This is a genomic window from Rhizobium sp. P44RR-XXIV, from assembly GCF_001999485.2.
Classification (GTDB): Bacteria; Pseudomonadota; Alphaproteobacteria; order Rhizobiales; family Rhizobiaceae; genus Rhizobium.
On record NZ_MPVZ02000028.1, the window covers coordinates 451,483 to 477,428 of the forward strand.

Consider the following 25,946-nt stretch of genomic DNA (forward strand, 5'->3'; position numbering starts at 1 on the left):
ATCATTGGAGTCATTGATGTTTTCTCGTTTTTCCCTATCCGCCGCCGCCTTGCTGGTGGGCACATTTCTCGCGGGCGCAGCAATGGCCGAACCGGTCACCGTGCGCAGCTGCAATCGCGATGTCACCTTCGACAAGGCCCCGGAGCGGGCGGTTTCGAATGACGTCAACCTGACGGAAATGATGCTGGCCCTGAAGCTTCAGGACCGCATGGTCGGCTATACCGGCATTTCCGGCTGGAAGACCCTGGACGAGAAGCTGCGCGACGGCGTCAAGGAACTCCCTGAATTGTCGCCGAAATATCCGAGCAAGGAAGTGCTGCTCGGCGCCAATGCTGACTTCTATTTCGCCGGCTGGAACTATGGCATGAAGGTCGGTGGCGAGGTCACGCCGGAAACGCTGGCGCCCTTCGGCATCAAGGTCTACGAGCTGACGGAATCCTGCATCTTCGTCATGCAGAAGAACAAGCCGACCATGGACGACATGTTCGTGGATCTGCTCAATCTCGGCAAGATCTTCCGTGTCGAGGATAGGGCGGAAGCACTGGTGGCGAGCTATCGCAAGCAGCTCGCCGAGATCCAGGCAAAGATCGGCCATGTCGACAAGCCGACCCGCGTTTTCGTCTATGACTCCGGCGAGGAAAAGCCGTTCACATCCGGTCGCTACGGTATTCCGACAGCGTTGATCGAAGCCGCAGGCGGGATCAACGTCATGGAGGACGTCGAGAAGAGCTGGACGGAGGTTTCCTGGGAGCCGGTCATCGAGAAGAACCCGGAGGCCATCGTCATCGTCGATTATGGTCAGGTGACTGCGGCGCAGAAGATCGCGTTCCTCAAGGGTAATCCGGCTTTCAAGAATATCGATGCCGTCAAGAACGACCGCTTCGTCGTGTTGCCCTATGTCGAGGCGACGCCGGGGCCGCGCAATATCGAGGCCATTGCGACCCTGGCAAAGGCGTTTCATCCGAACGCGATGTGATTGTCGCCAATGCAGGTCCGTCCAGTCCATCAGTGGGCGGATCTCTTTTTACAGATTTGAATATGCGCCTCAGCTCTCCATTCTCATTCCATTGCTCGCTATCGGCCTTGTCCTGTCGATCACCGCCGGGGTCTCGCTCGGGGCCGCGCCCATTCCATTTTCGACCGTGTGGTCGATCGTCGGCAATAAACTGCATGCAGGCATGTTTATTGTCGGATGGTCGAAGGGCCAGGAGAGTATCGTCTGGGATGTGCGCTTTCCGCGCGTCATACTGGCGGCGCTGGTCGGGGCGGGGCTTGCCGTCACCGGCGCCGTGCTTCAGGCCCTGACGCGCAATCCGCTGGCGGACCCGCATCTTCTCGGCGTTTCCTCAGGGGCAGCATTCGGTGCCATTCTGGCATTGCTGCATACCGGGCTGATCCTCGGCCTGTTGACGGTGCCGTTGTTTTCTTTCGCGGGCGCGCTGCTCGCGACTGGGGCAGTCGGCCTCACCACGCATCTGACGCGATCCCAATCGGCAGACAGGTTGGTCCTTTCAGGGGTGGCTGTCGCTTTCGTCTTTACCGCGCTCGGCAATCTGCTGATTTTCCTGGGCGATCCGCGGGCGACTAACACTGTGGTCTTCTGGATGCTCGGCGGATTGGGGTTGGCGCAATGGCAGCACCTCGTCTATCCGGCCGGCATATTGTTCTTCTGCCTCGTGTTGCTTATTCCAAAGGCGAGGGAGCTGAATGCGCTCGCCATGGGCGATGAGACGGCAACGACGCTGGGCATAGCGGTCAAGCAGTTCCGGCTGCTATTGTTTGTCACCACGGCCTTGCTGACGGGCGTAATGGTCGCGTTTTCCGGCGCTATCGGTTTCATCGGGCTTATGGTGCCGCATTTCGTGCGTCTGATTGCTGGTGGCGACAATGTTCGTGTCGTGCCGCTGAGTGCTGTCTTCGGAGCGTTGATCCTGATCTGGGCGGATATCGTCGCGCGCTTGATCATGGCGCCGGAAGACATGCCGATCGGCATTGTCACCGGACTGGTCGGCGGCATAGCCTTCATCCTGATCTTGCGAAGGGGCCAGAGCTAAGCGAGGCCATTGCCAAGATACTTCGGCGGCCTATTTCCCGCAGGCGATGCACGATGCTTGCGGGGTCGGCGAGGTGAAAATGGACGGTGTACGGCCTTGGACGGGGCGATAGAGCCTGATAAGGCGGGAAATGCCTTTGTGTCGCCTTTCTTTGTCTTACAAGGCGTACGCGTAAAGACTATGAAGTTCGCAATCACAATCAGGACGACTCGGGTCTTCATTCTGCGTGGCGATTCTGGTCATCCATTGCTCATGATTTTATGTGCGACGAGGAGCTTTGCTTGCGCCTGTTGAATTTCCGCCTCCTTCTCTTGCCCGTGTTTCTGTTGGGACTGAGCGCCATCATGGCCGCCGTTCCGCTGGCGGGCCGGGATGCCTTCGCGCAAGATCAGCAGACGGCGCAACCGCCACAGCAGACAGAGCAACAGCCCCAGCCGCTTGCCAATGGATTGCTGGAAGCCGCGGTCACCGACCTCAACAAGGCGAAGAAAGAATATGCATCCCTTCAGGACAGCGCAAAGCAGCCGGGTGGCGACGATGAGACGCTCGTCGCGCTCTCGGGTCGGGCAGACGATCTCAATCGCTCCGTTGCAGCAATTTCGACGCGGCTGAAGCCCCGTAACACGGAGATCGATGCGCGGCTGACTCAGCTCGGGGCTGCCCCCAAGGAAGGGCAGCGCCGGAAGCCGCGATCGTCACGCAGGAGCGCGAGCGCCTGAACGCTGAGCGTTCGCAGATCAGCGCCCTGATACTCGATGCCGACAATCTGACTGCGGAAGCCAATCGACTTTCGATCCAGCTCACGGAGAAGCGCCGCAAGCTCTTCACCGAGACATTGCTGAAGCGCACGGAAATTTCCTCGGGGACATTCGAGGATGCCGGATCGGCGCTGGTCGACGAGAGCATATCGTTCAGGGATGCGGTGACCAGCTGGATCGGCTTCGTGCTGAAAGCCAAGCTCGGCTCGCTGCTTGCCGCCGTCTTCCTGTCCATCGCCGCTGCCCTGATCATCTTTTCCGGCGGCTATCGGTTGTTCCATCGCTATTACGTTCAGGACGAAGCCGTCGAGAACCCGCCCTACATCAGCCGGCTTTCGGTTGCGTTCTGGTCGACCTTGATCCGCACGTTGTCGCTCGCGGCATTTCTGGTCACGTCCTTTTTCTTCCTTTCGAATTTCAACGTGCTCAGGCCGGATATCGCGCCGATCCTGGCGGCACTTTTCGGTTTCATCGGTCTCGTCTATTTCGTCGGCAGTCTCAGCAATGCTGTATTCGCGCCGTTCCGGCCGCATTGGCGTCTGGTCAAATTGTCTAACAAGGGCGCGCATTCGCTGACCTGGTGCCTGCAGGCCATGGCCGTGGTCAATGGGCTGGACTACGTGTTCGATCGTATCAGCGAGTCCATGGGATCGCCTGTGGTCGTCACGGTTGCCAAAAGCTTCCTTGCTGCCCTGCTGATCGGCCTGATCCTGATTGCGGCCTCGTTCGGTTCACCGATGTTGGCCAAGAATGGCGATCCCGATGCTCCGGGTCGCCGCTGGCCGCATGGCATGGCGCTCATCCTTCGTATTCTCGGCGCATTGGTCATCTTTATCTCGTTCATCGGCTATGTCGGCCTTGCCCGCTTCATGGCAACGCAGATGATCGTGACGAGTGCCGTCATCGCGACCATGTATCTCGGCTTTCAGCTCGGCAAGGCGGTCTCGAAGCAGGGTGTCTTTGCCGAGACGATCATCGGGCGCTTTCTGGAAAGCCGTCTCAAGCTCGGTGACGTCGCGCTTGATCAGGGCGGGCTCATTGCCGGGCTTGCGACTTATGCCGTGGCGCTGCTCACCGGCATTCCCCTAATCCTGTTGTCCTGGGGCTTCCACATCCAGGACCTCGAACTCATCGCCTACCGGCTGTTCACAGAGATCCGCATCGGCAACATATCGATCTCGCTGCTCGGCATTTGCGCCGGCATCCTGTTGTTCGCCGGTGGCTATCTGGTGACGCGCTGGTTCCAGCGCTGGCTCGACAGCAACGTCATGGCGCGCGGCCAGGTGGATCTGGGTGTCCGCAATTCGGTAAAGACCGGTATCGGCTATCTCGGCATCGCAGTCGCGGCGATCATTTCCATTTCGGCCGCGGGCATAGACCTCTCCAGCCTGGCGCTCGTCGCCAGCGCCCTTTCCGTCGGTATCGGTTTCGGCCTGCAGAATATCGTGTCGAACTTCGTGTCCGGCCTGATCCTTCTGGTCGAGAGGCCGTTCAAGGTCGGCGACTGGATCGTGTCGGGCACATCGGAAGGCATCGTCAAGCGCATCTCGGTACGCGCCACCGAGATCGAGACCTTCCGCAAGCAATCGATCATCGTGCCGAATTCCGAGCTCATCAACGCCTCGGTCGGCAACTGGACCCATCGCAACAGGTTGGCGCGCTCGGAGATCCCGGTATCCGTCAGTTTCGAATCCGATCCGCAGAAGGTCATGGAGATCCTGCTGGAACTGGTGCGCGGCGTGCCGAAGGTGCTGAGAAATCCGGAACCGCATGTCGAGTTCCTGCGCTTCGGCCCGTCATCGCTCGATTTCGAGATGCGTTTCTATCTGTCCGATCTTTCCGACGGTATGGAGATTCGCAACAATCTGCGCATCCAGATCCTCAAACGTTTCCGCGAGGAAGGGATATCCATTCCCTATCCGCATCAGGAACTGCACATTGTTCGCGACGGCAGGCGCGGCCAGCGTATGGATGCCGCGGGCAGCAAGCTGACGGACTCGGCCGATGGTCCCGAGACAGAGGACATCATGGCTGAAAGCATTGCGTCCCCGGCCGAAAACAATGCGCCGGAAATAAAGAGCGCAGGTCGCCGCCGCGGAAGAACCGCAGCCGAATAAGACGACGATACCGAAGAAGCTGCAGCCGGGCGTGCTTGCCAACAAGCGCGCCGTAGCCGGCTATTTTCTTCATCTTCGGGAAACCAGTCGATTTAACAAATACTCAAAGGCTTTGTTCTAGAAAAACTATAGAGGGGTAATTTCAAAACAGGTTTTTATTATGCCATTTCTAGGTGTTTCTGGAATGCAGTATTCCGGCGCGTCGCTTGCCGGCTCGCGCATTCTTCTGGTGGAAGATTCCAATCTCTTTACCTCGATGATCCGTTCCAAGCTCAAGGAGCTTCTGGATATCGACGTCGAAACCTGCCGCAATTTCGAGGAGCTGCAGCTCGCCTACGACAAGTCGTCTGAGCCGATCAAGCTGGCAATTTCGAACATGAACCTGCCGGGAGCCGAAAAAGGCGAGGCACTGACATATCTGGTTGATCTCAGCATTCCGACGATCGCCTTCACCGGCACCTTTCTGGAAGGCATGCGTGACGAGCTGATCGCCAAGGATGTCGTCGATTACATTCTCAAGGACAATATATTCGCTGTGGACATGCTGGCGGAATCGATCTGCCGCTTTCTCACCAACCACCGCCATCACGTCCTCATCGTCGATGACAGCCCAACGGCGCGGGCTTTGCTCTCCAGCCGTCTGAAGCGTTACAACTTCCGTGTCAGTGTCGCGGAAAGTGGTGCCAAGCGCTCGAGCTCTTGAAGGCCAATCCGGATATCGGCCTCATGGTCACCGACTATAACATGCCCGACATGGATGGTTTCGACCTGACGCGGCGTATCCGCGCGACGACCGGCTCGCATGAGCTGCGCATCATCGGTGTCTCGTCATCCACCAACCGGCTTCTTTCTGCGCGTTTCCTCAAGGCCGGTGGCAATGATTTCATCCTGCGGCCGTTCATCGACGAAGAGTTCTACTGCCGCGTGAATCAAAACCTCGACACGCTGCTGCAGATCCAGTCGGCGCGAAAGGTCAGCGAAATCGCGTAGAACAGTGCCGCCAGTAAAGGGCAGTCCTTGCAAAATGTGAGGATGAGTCATTTTTTAAGTAAATACCTGCAATCTGCGGTTCCAATTTTTCACGAATCCTGTTCAGGATAATGGGAAAGACGGTTTGGAAGAGCTGCGATTGACTGAATGTTCATATGCCGGAAGGCATGGGGGGAATTGAAGGGAAATGGTACTGCATGTGGGATCCCTCAGCGATAGCGGCAGCTATCGCAACAGCAGCCAGAAGATACTTCTGGTCGAGGATTCACGCATGTTTTCCGCCGTGCTGTCGCACCGATTTGAGACCGAACTCGGCTTTTCCGTCACGCATTGCTCCTCGCTGAAAATGCTGAACGAAGCATTGGCGGATGCGAGCCATAGCTTCACCATGGCGGTGATCGATCTCAATCTGCCGGATGCCGCGCATGGGGAGGCACTTGATGTTGCGGTCGCGCATCGTATCCCGACGATCGTTTTCACGGCGTCCTTCGACATGGCGACGCGTAATCGCATCATGGAACGCAATGTCGTCGATTATGTGCTGAAAGACAGTGAGTTCGCGCTGGATAACCTCGTCTCGGCGGTGCGACGTGCCATTGCCAATCGTTCGACGCGGGTGCTGGTCGTGGATGATGTGCCGTCGGCACGCAAGATGCTGACGGATCTCCTGGAAGCTCAGCAGTTCAAGGTCACCGAAGCCGGTACCGGCATCGAGGCGCTGGCTGCGCTTGAGGAGTTCGAGGATATCGAAATCGTCGTCACCGACTACAACATGCCTGACATGAACGGCCATGAACTGACCCGCCGCATACGCCATCGCTACGGATCGGATTGGATGCGGATCATCGGCATCTCGTCTTCGACCGACCGGCTGTTGTCAGCGACCTTTCTGAAGGCCGGCGCGAGCGACTTCATCTATCGGCCCTTCGTTCCAGAGGAGTTGCAATGCCGCATTGCGCTGAATGTCGAGACGCTGACGCAGCTGAAGAAGTTGCGCGCGGCGGCGGCGAGCGACTATCTGACCGGGCTCTATAACCGACGCTATTTCTATGATCACGGGCCGAGGCTTGTGAATGAGTGTCTGCGCCGGCAGCGGCCGAGCTCGGTCGCTATCCTCGATATCGATCATTTCAAGAAATTGAACGACACCTATGGTCACGAGATTGGCGATCAGGTGCTGAAGGCAGTCGCCGGTCGGCTTCACTCCCTCTTCGAGGGCAGCGAGAACCTGTTGTCACGGCTCGGCGGCGAAGAGTTCGCAATCCTCTTCACGGAGATGAATTCGCGGGCTGCGACCGCATTGTGTGACGAGGTTCGGCTCAGCCTTGCGAACCTGAAGGTCCATGCCGATGACGAGGAACTGTCGGTGACGGTGTCTATCGGCGTGGCCGAGATTGTCGGCTACGAATCCTTTGAGAACTATCTCAACGCCGCCGATCAATTTCTCTATATGGCCAAGCACAATGGCCGCAATCAAGTCTATTCCGACTTCAGGATGACGGAAGAGGCGGCCGAGTAGGCCGCCTATATTGTTCCATTAATTTGGCTCAGGGCCTATCAGACGACGATGCCTGTGCGGTTCGTCGACATGGTCAGCTTGCGCTCGGCGCGCTCCTGCTGCGGCGAGCGGTTGTAGAGCTCGCGGTAACACTTGGAAAAGTGCGAGGCGGAGACGAAGCCGCAGGCGACGGCCACTTCCACGACAGGCATGGAAGACTGCACGAGCAGGTGCCGGGCGCGATCCAGACGTATTTCCAGATAGTAGCGAGCCGGCGAACGGCCCATTTCCTGGCGGAACAGGCGTTCGATCTGACGGCGCGACAGGCCCGCGTCATCGGCGATTTCCAGCAGCGACAGGGGTTCTGCGAGGTTGCTTTCCATCAGCTCGATGATCGACAGCACCTTGGCGTTCTGCACGCCGAGGCGTGCGCGCAGCGGCAGGCGCTGGCGGTCGTGCGGGCTGCGGACGCGATCGGTGAGCTGCTGTTCGCAAACGCGGTTGACGAGGTTTTCGCCGAAATCCTGGCCGATCAGGTTCAGCATCATGTCGAGCGAAGCCGTGCCGCCGGCACAGGTATAGAGATTGCTGTCGACCTCGTAGAGATCGGCATAGACTTCCGCCTGTGGGAAGGTCTCGGAGAAACCGGGAAGATTTTCCCAGTGGATCGCACAGCGCTTGCCATTGAGCAGACCCGCCTGGGCAAGCACATGCGCGCCCGTACAGAGGCTGCCGACGGCGACGCCGCGATTATAGGTCTCACGCAGCCAGGCATTGACAGACTTGTTGTTGAACTCCTCGACGTAAATGCCGGAACAGACCAGTACCATGTTCGGCCGGTTCTCGCCGCCGAGATAACGACGCTCGTCGGCCAGCGCCGAATTGACCTCGAGGCCGATGCCGCTGGAGGAATAGACCTTCTGGCCGTCGGTGGAGGCAAGCCGCCACGTATAAGCGGGATAGCCCAGCATGCGATTGGCGATACGCAACGTCTCTACCGCGGCGGAAAACGGCAGCATGGTGAAGTGCGGAACGAGGAAGAAAACCAGGGAACGCGTCTTAATCGGAGTCTTGCTCATATCGTGAAAATCCATGCTCCAGGACCATTACGTATTCCTTGCGTCAAATACGTCGGCTCGATGGTCTAATAGCGACATTGGCATGGATAATCGCGGCCGCAAAGGGATATTTGCGTATACTATGAAAAATGCTGTGCTGATAAGGGAGGCAGAGGGAAGGCAGGCAATCTGCCTGAATAGCCAAATATATATGCGGGTAATTCTCAGGTTTAATCCGGCATGCGTATTCAGAGGCACAAATGTTCAAAAGGCGACACCCGCTGAGGTTGAGCGTCGCCTTTAGTTTCTACGGTTCCGTCCGATCATCGCGTGGCCTTCGGATTTTTGGTTTCAATCGCTGCCGGCCAACCCATGTCCTTGCGAACGTCGTCGGACAGGGACTCAAGCTCGCGGAGCGAACGCCACTGCTGCCAGCGATTAGCGATGCGAGAGAGGAAGGGCGTGTAGCCGCCAGACGGAAACGAGTTCCGTGAACCGCTGGCCTGTCTATAAGTTATCGTGGTCATTTCCAGGCTCCTTTCAGCCTCAAACAGTCACCCGACCGTTGAATGGTAATATGGATGCAGCATACTCATCAATCAAACGAATAGATTTTATAGCTGACATCAGTATTCTTGAACGAACGCGCTTTGACGGACTTTCGTTCGAGAGCGGATAGCGTCCGATCCGGCGGCAGCCCGCGTGCGTTGACGTCGTCGATCAAGTGGGCGGGAAAGCGTGCTGCGATCTCGTCCAGCGTATGCTGTGCCGTCCGCTGAATTTTCCGGACATTGAAGAGTGTCAGAAGGCGAGAGGTGTCGCCGAATACCGTGCCAGCCATGGTGTTTTCTCCTTTGCGGCTGTCTGCGTTAATTTCCATTACATCTAATATGGTGCTTCGTTGACAATCAGACAAATGAAATGATATGGTGCTAAGGATCAGAAAAATTGAAAGTCACCGATATGACCGTACCGTTTCGCCGGCCTATACCGTTGCTTGATAATGAAGTTCTGCGCACCTTTGTCGCCATCGCCGAAACCGGGAATTTCTCGACCGCTGCCGATGCGGTCTTTCGCACGCCGTCCGCTGTGTCGATGCAGATCAAGAAGCTGGAAGAGCAGCTCGGCGTCACGCTGTTCCTGCGCGATGCGCGCTCGGTGAGCCTGACGCAGCATGGAGAGATGCTGCTTTCCTATGCGCGGAACATTCTGGCGCTTTCCAACGAAGCGGTATCGCGCTTCATCATGCCCGAACTCAGCGGCGTGGTGCGGCTTGGCGCTCCCGATGATATCGGCGAGCGCTTGCTGCCGACCATTCTGAAGAGTTTTTCGGAGAGTTATCCGGGCATCATGGTCGATGTTACCGTCGACATGAGTATTCAGCTAAAGAAACGCCTCGAGGAGCAGCGGCTGGATCTGGCGTTGATCAACTGCGCGACGCGGCCATTTCCGACCGAAGGCGAGGTCATCTACACCGAACGCCTCGTCTGGGCGGGCGCAAAATGCGGCACTGCCTATCGCCGCGATCCGTTGCCGATTTCGATCTGGGAGGAGGGCTGCATTTGGCGTTCTGAAGCCATGGCGCAGCTGGAGCGGCAGAAGAGAGCCTATCGCGTCTCCTATCTCAGCGCTCATACGATGGCGCAGCGCGCCGCCATTGTCTCCGATCTTGCGGTCGCGCCGTTCCCACGCTCCTATATTACGGAGGATATGGAGATCCTTGGTCCGAATGAGGGGCTGCCGGAACTCACCTCCTTCGACATTCGTCTGCTGACGGCATCGCAGATGACCGGGCCGATGAAGGCCGTGGCGGATAGCATCCGCCAGGCATTTGTCGAGATCGGCCGGAAAATGGCGGCTTAAGCCACGGCCGAATGCGCCTTACTCGCGGCTGCGGCGACGTCTGCGGCCGCCGCCATCTCCGCCATCGTCGGAAATCTGCTTGCGTTCAGGCAGGGTCACGACCTTGGACAGTTCCGGGAAGGCATCGACCTTGTTCGGCAATGCCATGGCGTAGACGAAATGCTCTTGAAACTTTGATTCAAGCGCCGTCTCTATCTTCTCGATCTTGCTGACAGTTTCCTCGATCTCACGGCGGTAGCCGCGATTGAGCAATGACATGCGCGCGCCGGTGCCGGCGGCATTGCCGACGGCCTTGACCTTGTCGAGCGTGCAATCCGGTATCAGCCCAAGCACCATCGCGTATTTCGGGTCGATGAAGGTGCCGAAGGCGCCTGCCAGACCGATGCGATCGACGTGAGCAATACCCTGCTTGTCCATTAACAATTTGACGCCGGCATAGAGTGCCGCCTTGGCGAGCTGGATGGCGCGGATATCGTTCTGCGTGACTGTGATCCGCTGCTCGCCATCGCGCAGCAGGTAGGAATAGGTGCGGCCGTTCTGCAAAATGCGCGGCGAACGCGCCATCATGCCGCCGTCGACCACGCCGTCCTCCGAGATGATGCCGCTCAGGAACATCTCCGCGACCACTTCGATGATGGCCGATCCGCAGATACCCGTCACACCGACAGCTGCGGCGCCTTCGTCAAAACCGGGCTCGTCGGACCAGGGTTCGATGCCGATGACGCGATAGCGCGGCTCCAGCGTGACAGGGTCGATGCGGACACGTTCGATCGCGCCCGGCGCCGCGCGCTGACCGCTGGAGATTTCGGCACCTTCGAAGGCAGGGCCTGTCGGCGAGGAGGCTGCAACGACGCGATGGCGGTTGCCGAGCACGATTTCGGCATTCGTGCCGATATCGACGAGTAGCATCATCTCGTCCTGACGATGTGGTCCCTCTGCCAGCGTGGCAGCAGCAGCATCGGCGCCGACATGGCCGGCGATGCAAGGCAGCATGTAGACGCGGGTGCCGGCATTCATCGGCAAGCCGATCTCGGCCGATTTCAGATGCACGGCACCGGACACGGCAAGCGCGAACGGCGCGCCGCCAAGTTCTGTCGGGTCGATGCCGAGGAAGAGGTGATGCATGATCGGGTTGCCGACGAAGACGGCATCGAGAATGTCCTGGCGCGACACGCCGCCATCGGCGCAGACCTTGTCGATCAACCCATTCAGCGCTTCGCGGACGGCATTCGTCATCGCCTCGCGTCCATCCGGATTCATCATGACGTAGGAGACGCGGCTCATCAGATCCTCGCCGAAGCGGATCTGCGGGTTGGATGTGCCCGCGGACGCAACCGTGCGGCCCGACAGCAGCGAGGAGAGGTGCATGGCGATCGTGGTGGAGCCGATATCGCAGGCGATGCCGTAGGCTTCGTTCTTGAGGCCAGGATAAAGGGCGATCAGCCGAGGGGGATCGCTTTCGTGATCTCTATGGATCGCGGCAGTGACCTTCCATTCGCCTTTGCGCAGGATCGACTGTACCTGCGGGATGATATGGAAATCGACTTCGAGATTGTCGTATTTCCAATCGGCGGCCAGGGCCGCCTTCAACCGGTCGAGATCGCCTGAGGGCTTGTGCATGTCCGGCTCTTCGACCTCGACATAGCACATGTGTACGGCCGTATCGCGGATGATCACCCGCTCGTCGGCTGCCTTTCGGACCACCTGCGCATTGATCACAGTGTCCTGCGGCACGTCGATGACCAGATCTCCCTGGATCAGCGCAGAACAGGAGAGGCGGCGGCCTTCGGGAAGATCGCGGACTTCTGCGTAACGCCGCTCCTTCGGGCCGATCGGTGACAGATGGTCGTTGGCAGAGACTATCTTGTGCTTGGCGAAGTTGCCTTCCTGCACCGAAACCTGGCAACGGCCGCAAGTCGCACGGCCACCGCAGACGCTTTCGACATAGACGCCGAGCTGTCGTGCGGCTTCGAGCACCGGTGTGCCCACCGCAAAGTGGCCACGCTTGCCGGAAGGCATGAAAAGGACAAGGGGATTCGCGCTGTCGCCGGCTTGGGCCACGGATTTAGTCTTTCTGTTTGCTAAGGCGGCGCACGTTCGAGCGGACGCGCTTGGTATATGGCTTGATCGCTGCCTCGGCGATCGCATTTGCCGCCTTGTGCGACGAGGCGTTGCGCCCCATCGCGATTGCTGTCATTGCCGCGATATTCTGTTCAGCCATCGCCGTGTTGGCGGCGATGACGCTTTCTCCGGCCGCAGCCATCTTCTCGTTGATCATCCGGTTGAATTCGACCGTATCGACGCGACCGCCCATCATGGCCGTCATCCACATTTGCGAGAGGCGCATCCCGATCACCATGGGGGCCTGGATCCACAAGGTGGCAAGGTCGTCGGAAAGCTTGCGGCTGGGATAGGTCATCGCTATTCCCTCGCAGCTCCCGCGCCGGTTCGCGCTGCGCGTCCACCACGCCGGCCGCCGCCAGCTGATGGAGCCGCAGAAGCCGGGGCACTCGCTCCACCTTCCGCCGGCTTGTAATCGCGATAGGTCATAATCCAATTGGTGCAATTGGCGTCGGTGCCGTTCAGCACGTTGGCCGCGCGCACGGCTTCCATTTCCTGCGGGCGGCAGGGATTCATGATCGCCGAGGTCATGCCAGCGCCGATGACCATCGGGATGAAGCCGGCATTGATGCCGTGGCGGTGCGGCAGGCCAAAGGAAATATTCGAAAGGCCGCAGGTGGTGTTGACCTTCAGCTCGTTGCGCAGGCGGTGCAGTAGCGCGAAGACCTGGCGGCCGGCATCGCCCAGCGCGCCGATTGGCATGACGAGCGGGTCTACGACGATGTCATGCGGCTTGATGCCATGATCCATCGCGCGTTCGACGATCTTTTTGGCGACGGCGAAACGCACGTCCGGATCCATCGAAATGCCTGTTTCGTCGTTGGAAATCGCGACAACGGGTACGTCATATTTCTTGATGAGCGGCAGGATGGCCTCGAGCTTCTCCTCCTCGCCGGTTACGGAATTGACCAGCGGCCGGCCCTTGGCGACCTTGAGAGCGGCTTCAATAGCTGCTGTCACCGAGCTGTCGATCGAGAGCGGTACATCGACGAGGCCCTGGACGATTTCAAGCGTCTGCACCAGCAGGCCCGGTTCCGTCTCGTTCGGGTTGACCGAGGTGACGCCGGCATTGACGTCGAGCATGGTCGCGCCGGCGGCCACCTGTTCGAGCGCATCCTTGATGACGGTATCGAAATTGCCCTCGATCATCTCGGCGGCAAGCTTCTTGCGCCCCGTCGGGTTGATGCGTTCGCCGATCACGCAAAAGGGCTGGTCGAAGCCGATGATGATTTCGCGAGTGGCGGAGGCAACGATGGTGCGCGTCATGTTTGATCCTCTGGTCGGTCTGCCCGATAGAGTTGGTCTATCGTGCCGGGATGGGGGTTACAAGCGGGGCCGAGCTCCTCCGCCCGCCACTCGATCTCAATGCGTCTTGTGTAAGGGATGATGAGCGGCGGCCTCGGCCATTTCCTGCTGATTTTCCTCTTTGCCGCCACGGATGTGCTCCAGCCGTTCGGCGACGAGAGCGTCCGTTTGGTTGGCTTCATGCTTCCAAGGCTGGCGGCCCTTCAGCACGCCGGATTCATGCACCATTTCCGCGACATATTCTTCCTGGCGATAGGCCATGACATGGACGCCGGAAACGCCCGCTATCTCCTTCACCTCGTTGATGATGTCGATGCAGAGCTGCTTGCCTTCTTTCTTCTGATCCTGCGCGCCTTCGAGGCGCTTGATGATGGCATCGGGAATATGCACGCCCGGCACGTTGGAGCGCATCCAGCGGGCGGTTTTCGCAGAAGCAAGGGGGCCGACGCCGACCAGAATGAAGCACTTCTCGTCCAGGCCGAGATCGCGCACCTTGTTCATGTAATCGCGGAACATCGGCACGTCATAGCAGTATTGGCTCTGCACGAACTGCGCGCCGGCCTCGATCTTCTTTGCCAGCCGATAGGGCCGGAAGTCGTGGGGCGGCGCGAAGGGATTGATGGCGGCGCCGAGAAAGACCTTTGGCGGCGACGTCAGCTTGCGCCCCGAGAGGAATTTGGCGTTGTCGCGCATGATGCGCACGGTTTCGAGCAGCGACATGCAGTCGAGGTCGAAAACCGGCTTGGCGCCTGGCTGGTCGCCTGCCTGTACGCCGTCGCCGGTCAGGCACATGATGTTGCACACACCCATGGCGGCAGCACCCAGCACGTCGCCCTGGATGGCGATGCGGTTCTTGTCGCGGCAGGCGATCTGCATGATCGGCGCATAGCCCATGCGCGTCAGCAGCGCGCAGATGCCGACAGAAGACATGTGGCAGTTGGCGCCGGACGCATCGACGGCGTTGATGCCGTCGACCCAGCCGGAGAAAATCGCGGCGCGCTCATAGACGTCTTCGGGATTGGCGCTATCGGGTGGGTTCAATTCGGCTGTCACGGCGAATTCGCCGCGACGGAGGACGCGCTCAAGGCGTCCGAGCGACGAATGGCCCGGCAGCGGGTCTAGCGGTAGATGCACCCCGAGCGGGTTTTCGTCGATATGTGCCATCTATCACGCTTCCCTTTTTGCGGCTTCGCGGGCAGCTGCGGCTTCCGCCGTGACCCGCAGCCAGGAAGACGTTTCACGCAACGATTGGTTCACCGGCTTCTGCACATTCAGGATCAAATCGCCATGGGTCATATTCCGCGACCCGTTCCACGCCTGTACCCAGACGCAGGGCATATCGGGTTCGACCTCGCAGTTGCCGTTGGCGCGCACGCCGCCGCAAGGGCCGTTGCGCAGCTGCTTCGGACAGTTCATCGAACAGGACATGCCGGTCGATGACAGGGCGCACTGGCCGCACATGCGGCAGTCGAACAGAAAACCCTTTACATTGCGCTCGATGAAGGTGATCGGCCGCTCCACGCGTTCGTAGCCGATCGATTTCCAGAGGGGATGCAGCAGAAGTAAGACGTCGGCGAAGCGATGGTAAAACCATTCCAAGAAGCGGGAATGACGGACCGCCCAGAGCCGCACGGTATATTTGCGCCGGGCGCGGCGATTGGGTGAGACGCCGGCCGGCGTATAGGCGCCGCTGGCGGCCTTTGCCGCGGGTGCGGCGTTGCCAGGCTTCTGGATGGCATCAGCCATTGTCGCGACCTCCGGCCTTCACCAGCGCCACCAGCCGTTCGCGATCATAGGCGGCTTCCAGCTCGCCGGCCGCTTTATCCGCTTCCGCCTCGAGGTCATCAGACACGGGCGTGGGATCAGCCTTGCGCCATTCGGCGAGATAGTCGTCTGTTTCGGCGGCGCCGGTGCGCATGGCGCACATATCGATCGCCTCGGTAAAACGCAGCGAAAGCTCCCGTTTTGCCGTCTGTCTGCCCTTCTTGATGATGACCTGGGCTGGAATATCCCGCCAGTAGACGACAATACGATCGGCCATGCGTAAAAATCTCCTCTTCACTCCAGAATGCACGGCGACCGACCTTGGGACTGCGCTCGCCACGACGCGATATATGTCAAAAAACGACGCGGTGAGGAAAGCGTATCAGCAAGCGGCGGAAAAGCGCGTTTGTCCTCTCAAATTGCCGAGTTTAAAATGTTTTTCAATATCTACGCTCTCGCAGATATGTCGGTACTGGCAAAGCCCGGCAAACAGGAAGCGACGAATATGTCGCAATCAGACGGCCAGTAGTTCGCGGCCAAGATCACCATAGCCGGTAAAGCGATATTCGTAGTCGAGTCCGAGATAGGTGGCGGCTTCCCTGGCCTTTGCCTGCAGCACCGGGTCTTCCTCCTGCGAGAGATAGACCACCTTGCGGTAGTTACCGAAATACATGTCGCGCAGTTGCGGATGGCGATCCAGCCCAAGCGGGACGATGACGAAGGCCTCGAACTGGCGGGCCAGAAAATCGGTAAGGAAAAACGAGGTGATGTCATCGTCCCCAGCGGCGAAAGCCTCGTTGCCGGTGAAAAAAGAATAACAGTGTGGTCCGGAGAGGCGTTCGATGCCCTCGCGCTCGCAAATGCGGTCGATCAGACCGCCGGTGCCGCAATCGGCATAGCCGATGAAGATCTTCTCGAAGCCGCGCGATCGCGCATCGACAATCGCCTCTTCCAACGCCGGCGCGATTTTTTGCGGGTACGAATGATATATCGCCGGAAGACAGTGCAGGTCGATATGGTCGAGCCCGTTTATTCGGGTGACCGCCAATATCTCGCGCGCGATTGCCCCGCACGCGATCACGTGAACCTTTTGTGTGTTCAGGCGTTCATTCTGCGGAGAATTTGTCTCCGCTTGTTTTTGATCGATATCCACTCAGAGGGGGTTCCCAATCATGACCGCACCGTCACTCACCAAAATTGCCGCCGCATGCGCAGTCCTTATGGTACTCGCTTCATGCGCCAATACAATTCGTGGCGTTGGCAGGGATACGGCCAATGCCGTTAACGCCACTGAAGACGCTGGTCATACCGTCAAGAGAGCTGCCAACAATTAATTTGGGGTATCGATAGGCCGGCGGCAACCCCGAGGGTTGTCGCCGGCTCCGCGTTCTTTATGGTCAGGCTCTCGCCGCCAGGCTATTGTGCTTGCGCTTCATGAAATCCTTGGCGGTCTCGACCGCGACAGCAGCGTCGCGGCAATAGGCGTCAGCGCCGACGGCCTTGCCGAACTCCTCGTTCAGCGGTGCGCCGCCGACCAGAACGACGTAATCGTCGCGCATGCCTTTTTCCTTCAGGGTGTCGATAACGACCTTCATGTAGGGCATGGTGGTCGTCAGCAGAGCCGACATGCCGAGAATGTCGGGCTGTTCGCGCTCGATGGCGTCAAGATAGTTCTCGACGGGATTGTTGATCCCGAGGTCGACGACGTCGAAGCCCGCGCCTTCCATCATCATGCCGACGAGGTTCTTGCCGATGTCGTGAATGTCGCCCTTGACGGTGCCGATCACCAGCTTGCCGAGCTTTGGTGCACCGGTCTGCGCCAACAGCGGCCGCAGGATGGCCATGCCGGCCTTCATCGCATTGGCCGAAAGCAGAACTTCGGGGACGAAGAGGATGCCGTCGCGGAAGTCGATGCCAACGATGCGCATGCCTTCGACGAGCGCCTGCGTCAGCACGTCATACGGCGTCCAGCCGCGTTCGAGGAGGATATTGGTCGCTTCCTCGATTTCCTCCTTCAAGCCGTCATAGAGGTCGTCATGCATCTGCTGCACGAGTTCTTCGTCCGAAAGTTCCGAGAGAATGATTTCGTCGTCAGCCATGCGCTCCATCCCGTTTCGTGCAATGCATCAAGGGCCCGTATAAAATACTGCCTGAATAAGCGATAAACCTCAACGATGACAAAACTCTTTTCGAAAGCGACGTCGCACGGATAATTCGCGACGGATATAGATCAGGCGATATCGCAGCCGCCATGTCTGTCCTATGCTAGTCGCTGGCGCATTAAGAAACGTCCGGTTGGCGGAATCGGGTAGCATAGGGTCAGATAGACGCATTATGCGCAGGAGTGAGGAAGCATCATGGACGATATGATCGAGCAGCCGGTTGCGGGTAGCGATGGCGGTGGGCGGCGTTCGCGCGGTGAGGGAAGAGGTGCGGCGGCAAGGCGAGCGTCGCGCAGTGGCGGCGGCCCGGGCCCGTCGCTTCCCTATATCGTCCGAAAGATCGGCGTTTACGAAGTGCTTGACGAAGAAGGCCTGCAGCTCATCGAGCGCAATGCCGATACGGTTCTTGAGGAAATCGGCATCGAGTTTCGCCGACGATGCCGAAGCTCTGGCACTCTGGAAGGAAGCCGGCGCCGATGTACGTGGGCAGCGCGTGCATTTCCCAAAGGGGCTTTGCCGCGAACTCCTGAAGACCGCGCCAAAGGAATTCACCTGGCACGCGCGCAACAGCGAGCGCAACGCCCATGTCGGCGGCAAGGCTACGATCTTCGCGCCGGTCTACGGCCCGCCCTTCGTACGCGATCTCGAAGGCAACCGCCGCTACGCGACGATCGAGGATTTTCGCAATTTCGTGAAACTCGCCTATATGGCGCCGTCGATGCATTCCTCGGGCGGTACGGTCTGCGAGCCGGTGGACATCCCGGTCAACAAGCGCCATCTCGATATGGTCTACAGCCATATCAAATATTCCGACAAGCCGTTCATGGGTTCGGTGACGGCGCCTGAGCGTGCCGAAGATACGATCGCCATGGCGAAGATCGTTTTCGGTGATGATTTCGTCGAGAACAATTGCGTCACGCTGAACCTCATCAATGCCAACTCGCCGATGGTCTTCGACGAGACCATGCTCGGCGCATTGAAGGTCTATGCACGGCATAACCAGGCTTCGGTCGTTTCTCCGTTCATCCTGTCGGGCGCCATGAGCCCGGTGACGGTGGCGGGTACGTTGACGCAGATCCTGGCGGAAGTGCTGGCTGGCGCTTCGTTCACGCAGTTGATCCGCAAGGGCTCGCCGGTGCTCTATGGCACTTTCGCTGCCTCGATCTCCATGCAATCCGGTGCTCCGACTTTCGGCACGCCCGAGCCGTCGCTGGTTTCTTACGGCTCCGCGCAGCTCGCGCGCCGTCTTGGACTGCCGTTCCGTACCGGCGGTTCGCTCTGCGCATCGAAGGTTCCGGATGCGCAGGCCGCGCATGAATCGGCCAGCACCTTGAACATGACGCTGCTGGCCGGCACCAACTTCGTGCTGCATGCGGCCGGCTGGCTGGAAGGCGGTCTCGTTTCTTCCTACGAGAAATTCATGATCGACCAGGACCAGCTCGGCATGATGCAGAAGATGGCCGAGGGCGTCGATCTCTCGGAGAATGGACAGGCGCTGGACGCCATCCGCGAAGTCGGCCCCGGCAGCCATTATCTCGGTTGCGCTCATACGCAGGCCAACTTCCAGTCCGCCTTCTATCGTTCCGCGCTCGCCGACAACAACTCCTTCGAACAGTGGGAGATCGAGGGCCAGAAGCGTATCGAGGATCGCGCCAATGCGCTTTGCCGGTCGTGGCTCGACCACTATGAAGCGCCGCCGCTCGACCCGGCGATTGATGAGGCTCTGCTGGCCTATATCAAGATGCGCAAGGATTCGATGCCTGACGCTTTCACTTGAAGAGAGCCCGAAGCCGCCAGGGAGCAAGGCGGAGCGATACGCGTTGCCGATCTCATCCAGAAGGAGGTCTGGCGGCCGCACTATCAGTATAAGGGGCCACGGTGAACGGCGGCCCTGCCGTCTTCGAACAGCTCCGTGCGGCGCTCGGCGTCCACGGAGTTTTTGTTCGCGGTAGCCTGTCCTTCGATCAGGGCGAGGGGCCACTATTGGCCGACGGCACAGCTGCCGGCAGTGTCATCCTGCTCGGCAATATCGGCGGCTCGATCTGGCCGCCCTTCTCGCATTGGCGACAATCGCCGGACAACGTTCTGCGCCAGGATCCGCTCGACGACTGGTCGAAGGCGATCATTCGGCCGATTGCGGCCGAGTTGGGCGCAACGGCCTATTTTCCCTCGGACCCGCCGTGGCAGCCGTTTCAGCAATGGGCCATGCGGGCGGAAGGGCTGAAGGCTTCGCCGCTCGGTATCTTGATTCATCCGGAATATGGTCTCTGGCACGGCTATCGCGGCGCCCTGGGTTTTGCCGATAATCTGATGGACGATGCCGCGCCGGCGAAGGGCGAGCATCCTTGCGATCATTGTGCGGCCAAGCCTTGCCTCAATGCCTGTCCCGCCGGCGCTGTGGCGCCCGCCCGCTTCGACGTTCCGCGCTGCCGATCGCATCTGCGGACGAGGGAAGGGCAGGCGGGCTGCATGGTTGCCGGTTGTCTTGCGCGCAATGCCTGTCCCGTTGGGGCGAGCTATCGTTATCCCGCGGCGCAGCTTGCCTTTCACATGGCGGCGCTTCAGTTGTGATGGATAGGCATTTGGAGTCATGCGTTGATTCGATTGATGATCATCCTCACCGTTCTTGCTTTTGCCGCGACGGCGTCGGCTGGCGAAGCCTGCCGCAAGGTCCAGCATCTCGGTGACGGCTATACGATCTGCATCTTCGACCCGACCGCCGACGATATCCAGCTTTTCCAGAATGATCGCAGCGGCAAGCCCTATGGTTCGTTCCGAGCACTGGAGAACGATCTGCGCTTAGATCGCACCTATGTGCGCTTTGCCATGAACGGCGGCATGTATCTGGACGATCAGTCCCCTGTCGGTCTGTTCATCCAGAACGGTCGGGAGCTGAAAGCAATCAATACCAACAAGGGCTGGGGCAATTTTCATTTGTTGCCGAATGGCGTGTTCTATCTTCTGCCGGGGCGGGCCGGAGTGATGGAAAGCAGGGCTTTCGTTGCCTCCGGTATCAAGCCTTTCTATGCGACCCAATCCGGTCCCATGCTCGTCATTGACGGCACGCTCCATCCGTCATTTCTGGCCGACAGCAACAGCTTGAAGTCACGAAATGGTGTCGGCGTTACCGGTGATGGCAAGGTCGTGTTCGCGGTTTCGGACGGCCCGGTGCGTTTCCATGACTTCGCGACGCTTTTCCGTGACGATCTTGGCTGCGCCAACGCGCTGTTTCTCGATGGCAGTATTTCCAGCCTCGACATTCCGGAATGGCAAAGACGCGATGGCCTGTTTCCGCTCGGTCCGATCATCGCCGTGACCGAGCTATTGCCGGGCTAGGCGCCGCGATGCGCAAGGTTGGAGCCAGCCACATTCGTTAATCGACGTAGCAGGGGATTTTACGTCCTCTGCACGGACATTGTCGGATTGAGGCTTCGAGACATCGATGACAGAGATTGCAAATGGGGCAAAGGCGCTGATTTTCATGACGGCGCGCGATTGCGAAATGTATGTCCGGCAATCGCTGGCGAGCCTTTCGCGGCAGACGCTTGACGATCTGCACGTTCTTTTTGTGGACGACTGCTCGAAGGATGACACAGGCATCATCGCCGCAGCGCTTCTGAGCGATCTCTTTCCCGGCCGGCACACCTTCATCCGCAACGAGGTGCAGCTCGGAAAGTCGCGCAACGTCTGGGAGCATTTGCGGCCGCGCACTGGCATGGCGGAGTTCATCGCCATTCTTGATGGTGACGACCAGCTGATCATCCCCACCATCCTTGAGCGGATGTCCGGAAGCTATGCAAACGGGCAGGACGTTGTCTGGACCAACTTCGTCACCGATGGTGGCGGGGTCGGAGGCAATGCTGCGCTTGATCCCAATCTTTCTCCGCGACAGCAGGGTTGGAAGACCAGCCATCTCTTCAGCTTCCGCTCATCCTTGCTGGACAATATTCCAGAAGGCTACTTCCAGGATAATGCCGGACACTGGTTCATGGCTGCCTGCGACATTGCGCTTGCGCTGCCGATCCTCGATCAGACACGGCGCTATGAATTCATGCCGGTCAATGCCCATCGCTATACGGCGACCAATCCATATTCGCATCACAATCTCGACCCCAATTCGAACGGCTTGAATTCCACCGCGCAGCAGCGCTCCGCGCAGGATGCCTTCAACAAGCCGCCCCTGCCGTTGACCAGGCCGGCAAAGACCGTCGCTCCAAAAGCTGCCGCACCGGCCGTTGTGGCAAGCTATCTGTCTGATCTTCCTGCTGCCACCAGCGTGGCACCCGTTGCCGCCTCAGATGCCTGGCAGATGACGGCGAGCGAAATCCTCGTTGCGGGTTATCCGACCCTGCTCGATGCCCAATCCGCCGCCGGCCGCAACCCACTGACGCCGATGCAGATCTGGGCGCTTCGACGCGCCGCGCTTGGAAGAAGCGATGCGCCGAATATTCTGCATATCGGTGCGCCGCGCTCTGGCCTGGTGCTGGCCTCGCTTTTGGCGGGCAGCAATGCCGGGCTGAACTGCCTGTGCGTGACGCCGGAGCAAGCTGGAGATCTCGAAGCGCGTTTCATCGCAAGCGGCCTGACGGAAGGTGTCTCCATCATCGAGGCCGAAGCTGCGACAATCGGCTTCGAGGACATTTCGGCCTATTTCCCTGACACGCGGCGCATTGCCGAGGATGTCAAATTCGATTTGGTCGTCGTCGATCTACAGAATACGTCCTATCCGGCGGAGAGCGCCCTGGTTGCCCTTCCAGCACTGGCAAACAATCTATCGCCTGCCGGTTTCAACCTTTGCCTTTTCGCCAAGGACCGAGCGACCGAAGTGCTGGCCGCCAAGCGCTGGGCCAGTGTCAGCGCCGGTTTGAAATTCAGCCTCGATGCCATAGGCGGCAGCGGATTGATGGTCGTCGGCGGTCGCTGACGATGCTTTCGGCCGCGCCGGCGCGTTCCTGATAAGCCCCTGTTTCGATAAACTTTTGCATGTTGGAAAGAACTGCGATGACGCTTCAAGCCACGATCGCCTGCGAAGTGAACAGCTATCGGATTCCCGTCCGGTTCCACCTTCCCAATCCGAACGACCATATTCAAAGGATCATCCTGCAAAGCGGCGCGTTCTATGAGCGGGCCATGCTGGAGGATGTCGGGTCGGCGTTGCCGGAAGATGCGTTCGTGATCGACGTCGGCGCCAATATCGGTAATCACACGCTGTTTTTCAGCGCGGTGCTCGGTGCTCGGACGATTTCCTTCGAACCGAATGCGGAAGCCCTGAACATTCTTCAGGCGAATGTGAACCTGAACGGCTTGCAGGATCGTGTTGAGATAAAGCCAATTGCTCTCGGCGCCGAGGCCGGTATGGGTGACATTATCGAAGAGGCCCCCACAAAGTTGGGAATGGCCCGTGTCAAGCTTGCGGCAGACGGACGGGTTCCGGTAGCACGTCTTGACGATATCGTTCAAGATCGAAGGGTTGACCTGATCAAGATCGATGTCGAAGGCATGGAAGTTGATGTATTGCGCGGCGCCGTGGGCACGATTGCAAGATGCAAACCCCGATTGCTCGTTGAAGCCGCGACGGCGGAGGCTCTACGGGGTGTGGAAGCTGTGCTTCGGCCGCTCGGCTATCGCAAAATCAAGGTTTACAACGAAACGCCGACCTATCTTTTCGAGCCGACCTATTCCGAGGCTGCCGCGCCGACAAGGGCGATAGATTTGGTCAATCCGCGTCATCTCGCGATGCTGCCGCCAACCCGGCAGATCGTTGCGGGGATGGCGACGGTCGCAGGAAACGAGATTGCGCTTCGCGCAACCGTCATGTCTCTGCTGCCGCAGATCGATTGCCTCTTTGTCTATCTCAATGGATTTACGCAGGCGCCGCGCTTCATAGCCGAGCATCCGAAGATTCGGTACTTTATCGACACCGACGGCAGCCGCTACGGTGATGCCGGCAAGTTCTGGGGCCTGGAGCAGGTCGAGGACGCGATCTACATCACCTGCGACGACGACATCATCTATCCCAACGATTTTGTCGCCCGCACGATCGGCGAACTGGCGCAATTGGGTGGGCAGGCTGTCGTGGGCGTGCATGGGGCGATCATCCTGCAGCCGAGCCTCGGCTACTATAAGGATCGCGGACGGGCGGTTCTTCATTTCGAACGCGCTTTCATGCGCCGCCGTCGCGTCCACGTGGTGGCAACCAATGCCTGTGCCTTCCATTCGAACACGGTGAAGATGACGCTTGCCGATTTCCGCCATCGCAACATGGCCGATACCTGGCTTGCGCAATATCTTCATCGCGAGGGCATTCCGTCCTACATCGTGCCTCGCAAGGAAGGCTGGCTGCTACCGATAGAGGTGCAACGCCCGACGATCTACGAACAGTCGTCTGCCGGTACGGGCTCTCATTATGACAGCTCGAAGAAGCAGGATGAGGTTCTGTCGTCCATGTATCCAATCTCGCTACTGCGATCAGACGCTGCGGATACGTCGTCAATCATTTATCTCGTCGATGCAGACCGCGCTGACGGGCTTGTGGAATTCATCCTGGCGGTCGCGGCCCGCGACCGCGATCCCACCGTGTTCGTCACATGCGATCATGAAACCCAGGATATGCGCGATACGGTGCTTCATCCCGATTTTCTCTGTGAGGTCCACCTTGTCGCGCGCAGCGGCGACCACACTTCCGGCTATAAGGAACTCCTGTCGAAATATGCCGGGCGCGTCAGGGCCTGGACCCTTCGCAACGGCAACGAGCTAAAGCTGGTAGGCAGCGATGAGTGGGAAAAATGGTTCGAACCGATTGAGCCGCTTGTGGGTCTTAGGCCCATTACATCCTTGCCGATGCAACACGCCGCGGACGATTGAACGGAGCTTCGATTCGACGAGATGGCGGGAGCAATTATCTGGGCTTCGAACACTATACCGGCTTCGATGCTTCGCGGACGGTGATCTATCTTTGACAATCCCTACAAACATCCATTGATTTCGGAAGCGGATTTCTTTGTCTTCGGCAAGAATAGCGCCGAGGATCTGTCTTTCCTGGATGCGGTCAATCGGACGCCGCTCAGACAGTAGAAAGCACGCGCTGGCAGCGACGTGCAAGTGCAATGGAAGCCGGCGGCAATGTTCTTGCCGCCGGCTTTAATTTTGCCGATATCAGCCGCGGCGGCGGCGTTCGCGGGTCGGCGCCGTGCCGCCTTCATTGGCGGTCTTGTTGCGCAATGGCCCGAGCCGCTCGATGATCACCTCAGTGTCGGGCGAGGGCCGGGCACGTAGCTGTCCAGCGCCTGCCGCATGGCAGCCAGGTGATCGCAGGAGGTGCCGCAGCAGCCGCCGATGATCTTGGCGCCGGCATCGCGTGCAAGGCGCGCATAATCGGCCATCAGTGGCGGGGTGCCGGAATAATGGATCTCGGCGCCGCGATATTCGGGAATGCCGCAATTGCCCTTGACGACGACGATGGCGTCGGGATCTGCCTCGGTCATGTCGAGAAGGCTCGAAAGGATATCCGATGCGCCGACGCCGCAATTGGCGCCTACGGCAAGCGGTCCTTCGCCGATATCGACGGCAACGCCGTGAATGTTTTTCGGATGCAGGCCCATCATGGTCTTTCCCGCCGTATCGAACGAGCCCGTATAAGTGTAGGGCATGCCGACCTTGACGGCGGCTTCGGCTGCAGCACGGATCTCTTCGGGCGACGACATGGTCTCGATCCAGGCGACATCGGCGCCGCCGGCCTGCAGACCTTCGATCTGCTCGACGAATGCGGAAACGGCATCTTCGTAGGTCATTGCGCCGAGCGGCACCAACAGCTCTCCCGTCGGGCCAACGGAGCCGGCGACGATCACCTTGCGGTCAGTATTATCGGCCACTTTGCGAGCAATCTCGGCTGCTACCTTGTTCAGGCTATGCACCCGATCCTGTGCGTGGTGAAGCTTAAGGCGATGGCGCGTGCCGCCGAACGTGTTGGTCAGGATGATGTCGGCACCGGCATCGACGAAATCCTGATGCAGCTTTGTGATCCGTTCGGGATGCTGCTCGTTCCAGAGTTCCGGCGCTTCACCGGCCTCCAGGCCCATGGCGAAGAGATTGGTGCCTGTCGCGCCATCGGCGAGCAGGACGCCCTTTTCAGCAAGAAGATCGGTCAGGGGATTGGATGCGACTGTCATGGCGTCTCCTTGAGTATTCGCTATTATATGTAGATATAAACATTTCTTTATGTGCGCACAACGGCAATGTCGCCTACCATATATTGAT

The 25,946-nt window shown here is 59.1% G+C and carries 21 protein-coding genes and 4 pseudogenes; 13 read left to right on the forward strand and 12 right to left on the reverse strand.

Annotation, left to right across the window (positions count from 1 at the left end; genetic code table 11):
- Nucleotides 1-16 precede the first annotated feature (16 nt).
- From BSK43_RS19305 to BSK43_RS19325, 5 genes and pseudogenes are all read left to right on the forward strand, one after another.
- Complete coding sequence (locus BSK43_RS19305) at nt 17-976, forward strand: ABC transporter substrate-binding protein (RefSeq protein WP_077468894.1); 960 nt, start codon at nt 17-19, stop codon at nt 974-976.
- Between the two features lie 91 nt (nt 977-1,067).
- The gene (locus BSK43_RS19310; RefSeq protein ID WP_348641760.1) at nt 1,068-2,054 is read left to right on the forward strand and encodes an iron ABC transporter permease; all 987 of its coding nucleotides are present in this window, start codon (nt 1,068-1,070) and stop codon (nt 2,052-2,054) included.
- Between the two features lie 290 nt (nt 2,055-2,344).
- Nucleotides 2,345-4,929, forward strand: a pseudogene (locus BSK43_RS19315) (mechanosensitive ion channel family protein).
- Nucleotides 4,930-5,089: 160 nt separating this feature from the next.
- Nucleotides 5,090-5,919, forward strand: a pseudogene (locus tag BSK43_RS19320) (response regulator).
- A 187-nt stretch (nt 5,920-6,106) separates the two neighbouring features.
- Entirely contained in the window at nt 6,107-7,438 is a 1,332-nt protein-coding gene (locus tag BSK43_RS19325; protein ID WP_077468891.1) for a diguanylate cyclase, read from the forward strand.
- A gap of 38 nt (nt 7,439-7,476) precedes the next feature.
- Here BSK43_RS19325 and BSK43_RS19330 read toward each other — a convergent pair whose 3' ends face one another.
- From BSK43_RS19330 to BSK43_RS19340, 3 genes are all read right to left on the reverse strand, one after another.
- Nucleotides 7,477-8,496, reverse strand: a complete 1,020-nt coding sequence (locus BSK43_RS19330) for a GlxA family transcriptional regulator (RefSeq protein WP_348641761.1) — start codon at nt 8,494-8,496, stop codon at nt 7,477-7,479.
- Nucleotides 8,497-8,798: 302 nt separating this feature from the next.
- Nucleotides 8,799-9,002, reverse strand: a complete 204-nt coding sequence (locus BSK43_RS19335) for a hypothetical protein (RefSeq protein WP_077468888.1) — start codon at nt 9,000-9,002, stop codon at nt 8,799-8,801.
- A 68-nt stretch (nt 9,003-9,070) separates the two neighbouring features.
- Nucleotides 9,071-9,316: a hypothetical protein gene (locus BSK43_RS19340; RefSeq protein WP_077468886.1), complete on the reverse strand. Its 246-nt coding sequence runs from the start codon at nt 9,314-9,316 to the stop codon at nt 9,071-9,073.
- 122 nt (nt 9,317-9,438) lie between these two features.
- Between BSK43_RS19340 and BSK43_RS19345 the strand changes: the two genes are divergently transcribed.
- Nucleotides 9,439-10,338 carry a LysR family transcriptional regulator gene (locus tag BSK43_RS19345; RefSeq protein ID WP_077468884.1) on the forward strand — a complete coding sequence of 300 codons (900 nt, stop codon included), beginning with the start codon at nt 9,439-9,441 and terminating at the stop codon, nt 10,336-10,338.
- Nucleotides 10,339-10,356: 18 nt separating this feature from the next.
- Here BSK43_RS19345 and BSK43_RS19350 read toward each other — a convergent pair whose 3' ends face one another.
- The 7 genes from BSK43_RS19350 to BSK43_RS19380 form a co-directional block, all read right to left on the reverse strand.
- The gene (locus BSK43_RS19350; protein WP_068398959.1) at nt 10,357-12,357 is read right to left on the reverse strand and encodes an ASKHA domain-containing protein; all 2,001 of its coding nucleotides are present in this window, start codon (nt 12,355-12,357) and stop codon (nt 10,357-10,359) included.
- A gap of 46 nt (nt 12,358-12,403) precedes the next feature.
- The gene (locus BSK43_RS19355; protein ID WP_077468883.1) at nt 12,404-12,757 is read right to left on the reverse strand and encodes a hypothetical protein; all 354 of its coding nucleotides are present in this window, start codon (nt 12,755-12,757) and stop codon (nt 12,404-12,406) included.
- Between the two features lie 2 nt (nt 12,758-12,759).
- On the reverse strand, nt 12,760-13,725 hold the full coding sequence (locus tag BSK43_RS19360; protein ID WP_077468882.1) for a methyltetrahydrofolate cobalamin methyltransferase: 966 nt from the start codon (nt 13,723-13,725) through the stop codon (nt 12,760-12,762).
- Between the two features lie 96 nt (nt 13,726-13,821).
- Nucleotides 13,822-14,928 (reverse strand): methylenetetrahydrofolate reductase, encoded by a 1,107-nt coding sequence (locus BSK43_RS19365; RefSeq protein WP_077468881.1) that lies wholly within the window; start codon nt 14,926-14,928, stop codon nt 13,822-13,824.
- A gap of 3 nt (nt 14,929-14,931) precedes the next feature.
- Complete coding sequence (locus tag BSK43_RS19370) at nt 14,932-15,510, reverse strand: methylenetetrahydrofolate reductase C-terminal domain-containing protein (protein WP_077468879.1); 579 nt, start codon at nt 15,508-15,510, stop codon at nt 14,932-14,934.
- Nucleotides 15,503-15,805: a virulence factor gene (locus tag BSK43_RS19375; protein ID WP_077468878.1), complete on the reverse strand. Its 303-nt coding sequence runs from the start codon at nt 15,803-15,805 to the stop codon at nt 15,503-15,505. The genes BSK43_RS19370 and BSK43_RS19375 overlap by 8 nt, the downstream gene beginning before the upstream one ends.
- A 237-nt stretch (nt 15,806-16,042) precedes the next feature.
- A complete protein-coding gene (locus BSK43_RS19380) occupies nt 16,043-16,681 on the reverse strand; it encodes a DUF1638 domain-containing protein (protein ID WP_077468877.1) in 639 nt (212 codons plus the stop codon).
- 19 nt (nt 16,682-16,700) lie between these two features.
- On the opposite strand from BSK43_RS19380, the gene BSK43_RS35760 reads away from it, so the two are divergent.
- Nucleotides 16,701-16,862 carry an entericidin A/B family lipoprotein gene (locus BSK43_RS35760; protein WP_077468875.1) on the forward strand — a complete coding sequence of 54 codons (162 nt, stop codon included), beginning with the start codon at nt 16,701-16,703 and terminating at the stop codon, nt 16,860-16,862.
- Between the two features lie 63 nt (nt 16,863-16,925).
- On the opposite strand, the gene BSK43_RS19390 is transcribed toward BSK43_RS35760, so the two are convergent.
- The gene (locus BSK43_RS19390) at nt 16,926-17,627 is read right to left on the reverse strand and encodes a B12-binding domain-containing protein (protein ID WP_068398962.1); all 702 of its coding nucleotides are present in this window, start codon (nt 17,625-17,627) and stop codon (nt 16,926-16,928) included.
- Between the two features lie 267 nt (nt 17,628-17,894).
- On the opposite strand from BSK43_RS19390, the pseudogene BSK43_RS35765 reads away from it, so the two are divergent.
- The 6 genes and pseudogenes from BSK43_RS35765 to BSK43_RS19415 form a co-directional block, all read left to right on the forward strand.
- Nucleotides 17,895-18,065 (forward strand): annotated as a pseudogene (locus BSK43_RS35765) (trimethylamine methyltransferase); the annotation flags it as partial.
- Entirely contained in the window at nt 17,986-19,467 is a 1,482-nt protein-coding gene (locus BSK43_RS19395) for a trimethylamine methyltransferase family protein (protein WP_246662679.1), read from the forward strand. The pseudogene BSK43_RS35765 and the gene BSK43_RS19395, both read left to right, overlap by 80 nt.
- A 101-nt stretch (nt 19,468-19,568) precedes the next feature.
- Complete coding sequence (locus BSK43_RS19400) at nt 19,569-20,261, forward strand: 4Fe-4S dicluster domain-containing protein (RefSeq protein WP_077468871.1); 693 nt, start codon at nt 19,569-19,571, stop codon at nt 20,259-20,261.
- 36 nt (nt 20,262-20,297) lie between these two features.
- Entirely contained in the window at nt 20,298-21,026 is a 729-nt protein-coding gene (locus BSK43_RS19405; protein ID WP_205910661.1) for a phosphodiester glycosidase family protein, read from the forward strand.
- A 106-nt stretch (nt 21,027-21,132) separates the two neighbouring features.
- On the forward strand, nt 21,133-22,614 hold the full coding sequence (locus BSK43_RS19410; RefSeq protein WP_077468867.1) for a glycosyltransferase family A protein: 1,482 nt from the start codon (nt 21,133-21,135) through the stop codon (nt 22,612-22,614).
- Between the two features lie 77 nt (nt 22,615-22,691).
- Nucleotides 22,692-24,554, forward strand: a complete 1,863-nt coding sequence (locus BSK43_RS19415) for an FkbM family methyltransferase (protein ID WP_077468865.1) — start codon at nt 22,692-22,694, stop codon at nt 24,552-24,554.
- Between the two features lie 291 nt (nt 24,555-24,845).
- Here the strand turns inward: BSK43_RS19415 and bmt are convergent.
- A pseudogene (gene bmt / locus BSK43_RS19420) lies at nt 24,846-25,858 on the reverse strand (betaine--homocysteine S-methyltransferase).
- Nucleotides 25,859-25,946: the final 88 nt, after the last annotated feature.

Excerpts from the sequence above, each read along its gene's own strand:
- BSK43_RS19330 (WP_348641761.1), bottom strand. The coding sequence starts at position 8,496 with ATGAGCAAGACTCCGATTAAGACGCGTTCCCTGGTTTTCTTCCTCGTT.
- BSK43_RS19405 (WP_205910661.1), top strand. The coding sequence starts at position 20,298 with ATGATCATCCTCACCGTTCTTGCTTTTGCCGCGACGGCGTCGGCTGGC.
- BSK43_RS19340 (WP_077468886.1), bottom strand. The coding sequence starts at position 9,316 with ATGGCTGGCACGGTATTCGGCGACACCTCTCGCCTTCTGACACTCTTC.
- BSK43_RS19375 (WP_077468878.1), bottom strand. The coding sequence starts at position 15,805 with ATGGCCGATCGTATTGTCGTCTACTGGCGGGATATTCCAGCCCAGGTC.
- BSK43_RS19410 (WP_077468867.1), top strand. The coding sequence starts at position 21,133 with ATGACAGAGATTGCAAATGGGGCAAAGGCGCTGATTTTCATGACGGCG.
- BSK43_RS19335 (WP_077468888.1), bottom strand. The coding sequence starts at position 9,002 with ATGACCACGATAACTTATAGACAGGCCAGCGGTTCACGGAACTCGTTT.
- BSK43_RS19325 (WP_077468891.1), top strand. The coding sequence starts at position 6,107 with ATGGTACTGCATGTGGGATCCCTCAGCGATAGCGGCAGCTATCGCAAC.
- BSK43_RS35760 (WP_077468875.1), top strand. The coding sequence starts at position 16,701 with ATGACCGCACCGTCACTCACCAAAATTGCCGCCGCATGCGCAGTCCTT.
- BSK43_RS19345 (WP_077468884.1), top strand. The coding sequence starts at position 9,439 with ATGACCGTACCGTTTCGCCGGCCTATACCGTTGCTTGATAATGAAGTT.
- BSK43_RS19415 (WP_077468865.1), top strand. The coding sequence starts at position 22,692 with ATGACGCTTCAAGCCACGATCGCCTGCGAAGTGAACAGCTATCGGATT.
- BSK43_RS19360 (WP_077468882.1), bottom strand. The coding sequence starts at position 13,725 with ATGACGCGCACCATCGTTGCCTCCGCCACTCGCGAAATCATCATCGGC.
- BSK43_RS19350 (WP_068398959.1), bottom strand. The coding sequence starts at position 12,357 with ATGCCTTCCGGCAAGCGTGGCCACTTTGCGGTGGGCACACCGGTGCTC.
- BSK43_RS19370 (WP_077468879.1), bottom strand. The coding sequence starts at position 15,510 with ATGGCTGATGCCATCCAGAAGCCTGGCAACGCCGCACCCGCGGCAAAG.
- BSK43_RS19365 (WP_077468881.1), bottom strand. The coding sequence starts at position 14,928 with ATGGCACATATCGACGAAAACCCGCTCGGGGTGCATCTACCGCTAGAC.
- BSK43_RS19355 (WP_077468883.1), bottom strand. The coding sequence starts at position 12,757 with ATGACCTATCCCAGCCGCAAGCTTTCCGACGACCTTGCCACCTTGTGG.
- BSK43_RS19305 (WP_077468894.1), top strand. The coding sequence starts at position 17 with ATGTTTTCTCGTTTTTCCCTATCCGCCGCCGCCTTGCTGGTGGGCACA.
- BSK43_RS19390 (WP_068398962.1), bottom strand. The coding sequence starts at position 17,627 with ATGGCTGACGACGAAATCATTCTCTCGGAACTTTCGGACGAAGAACTC.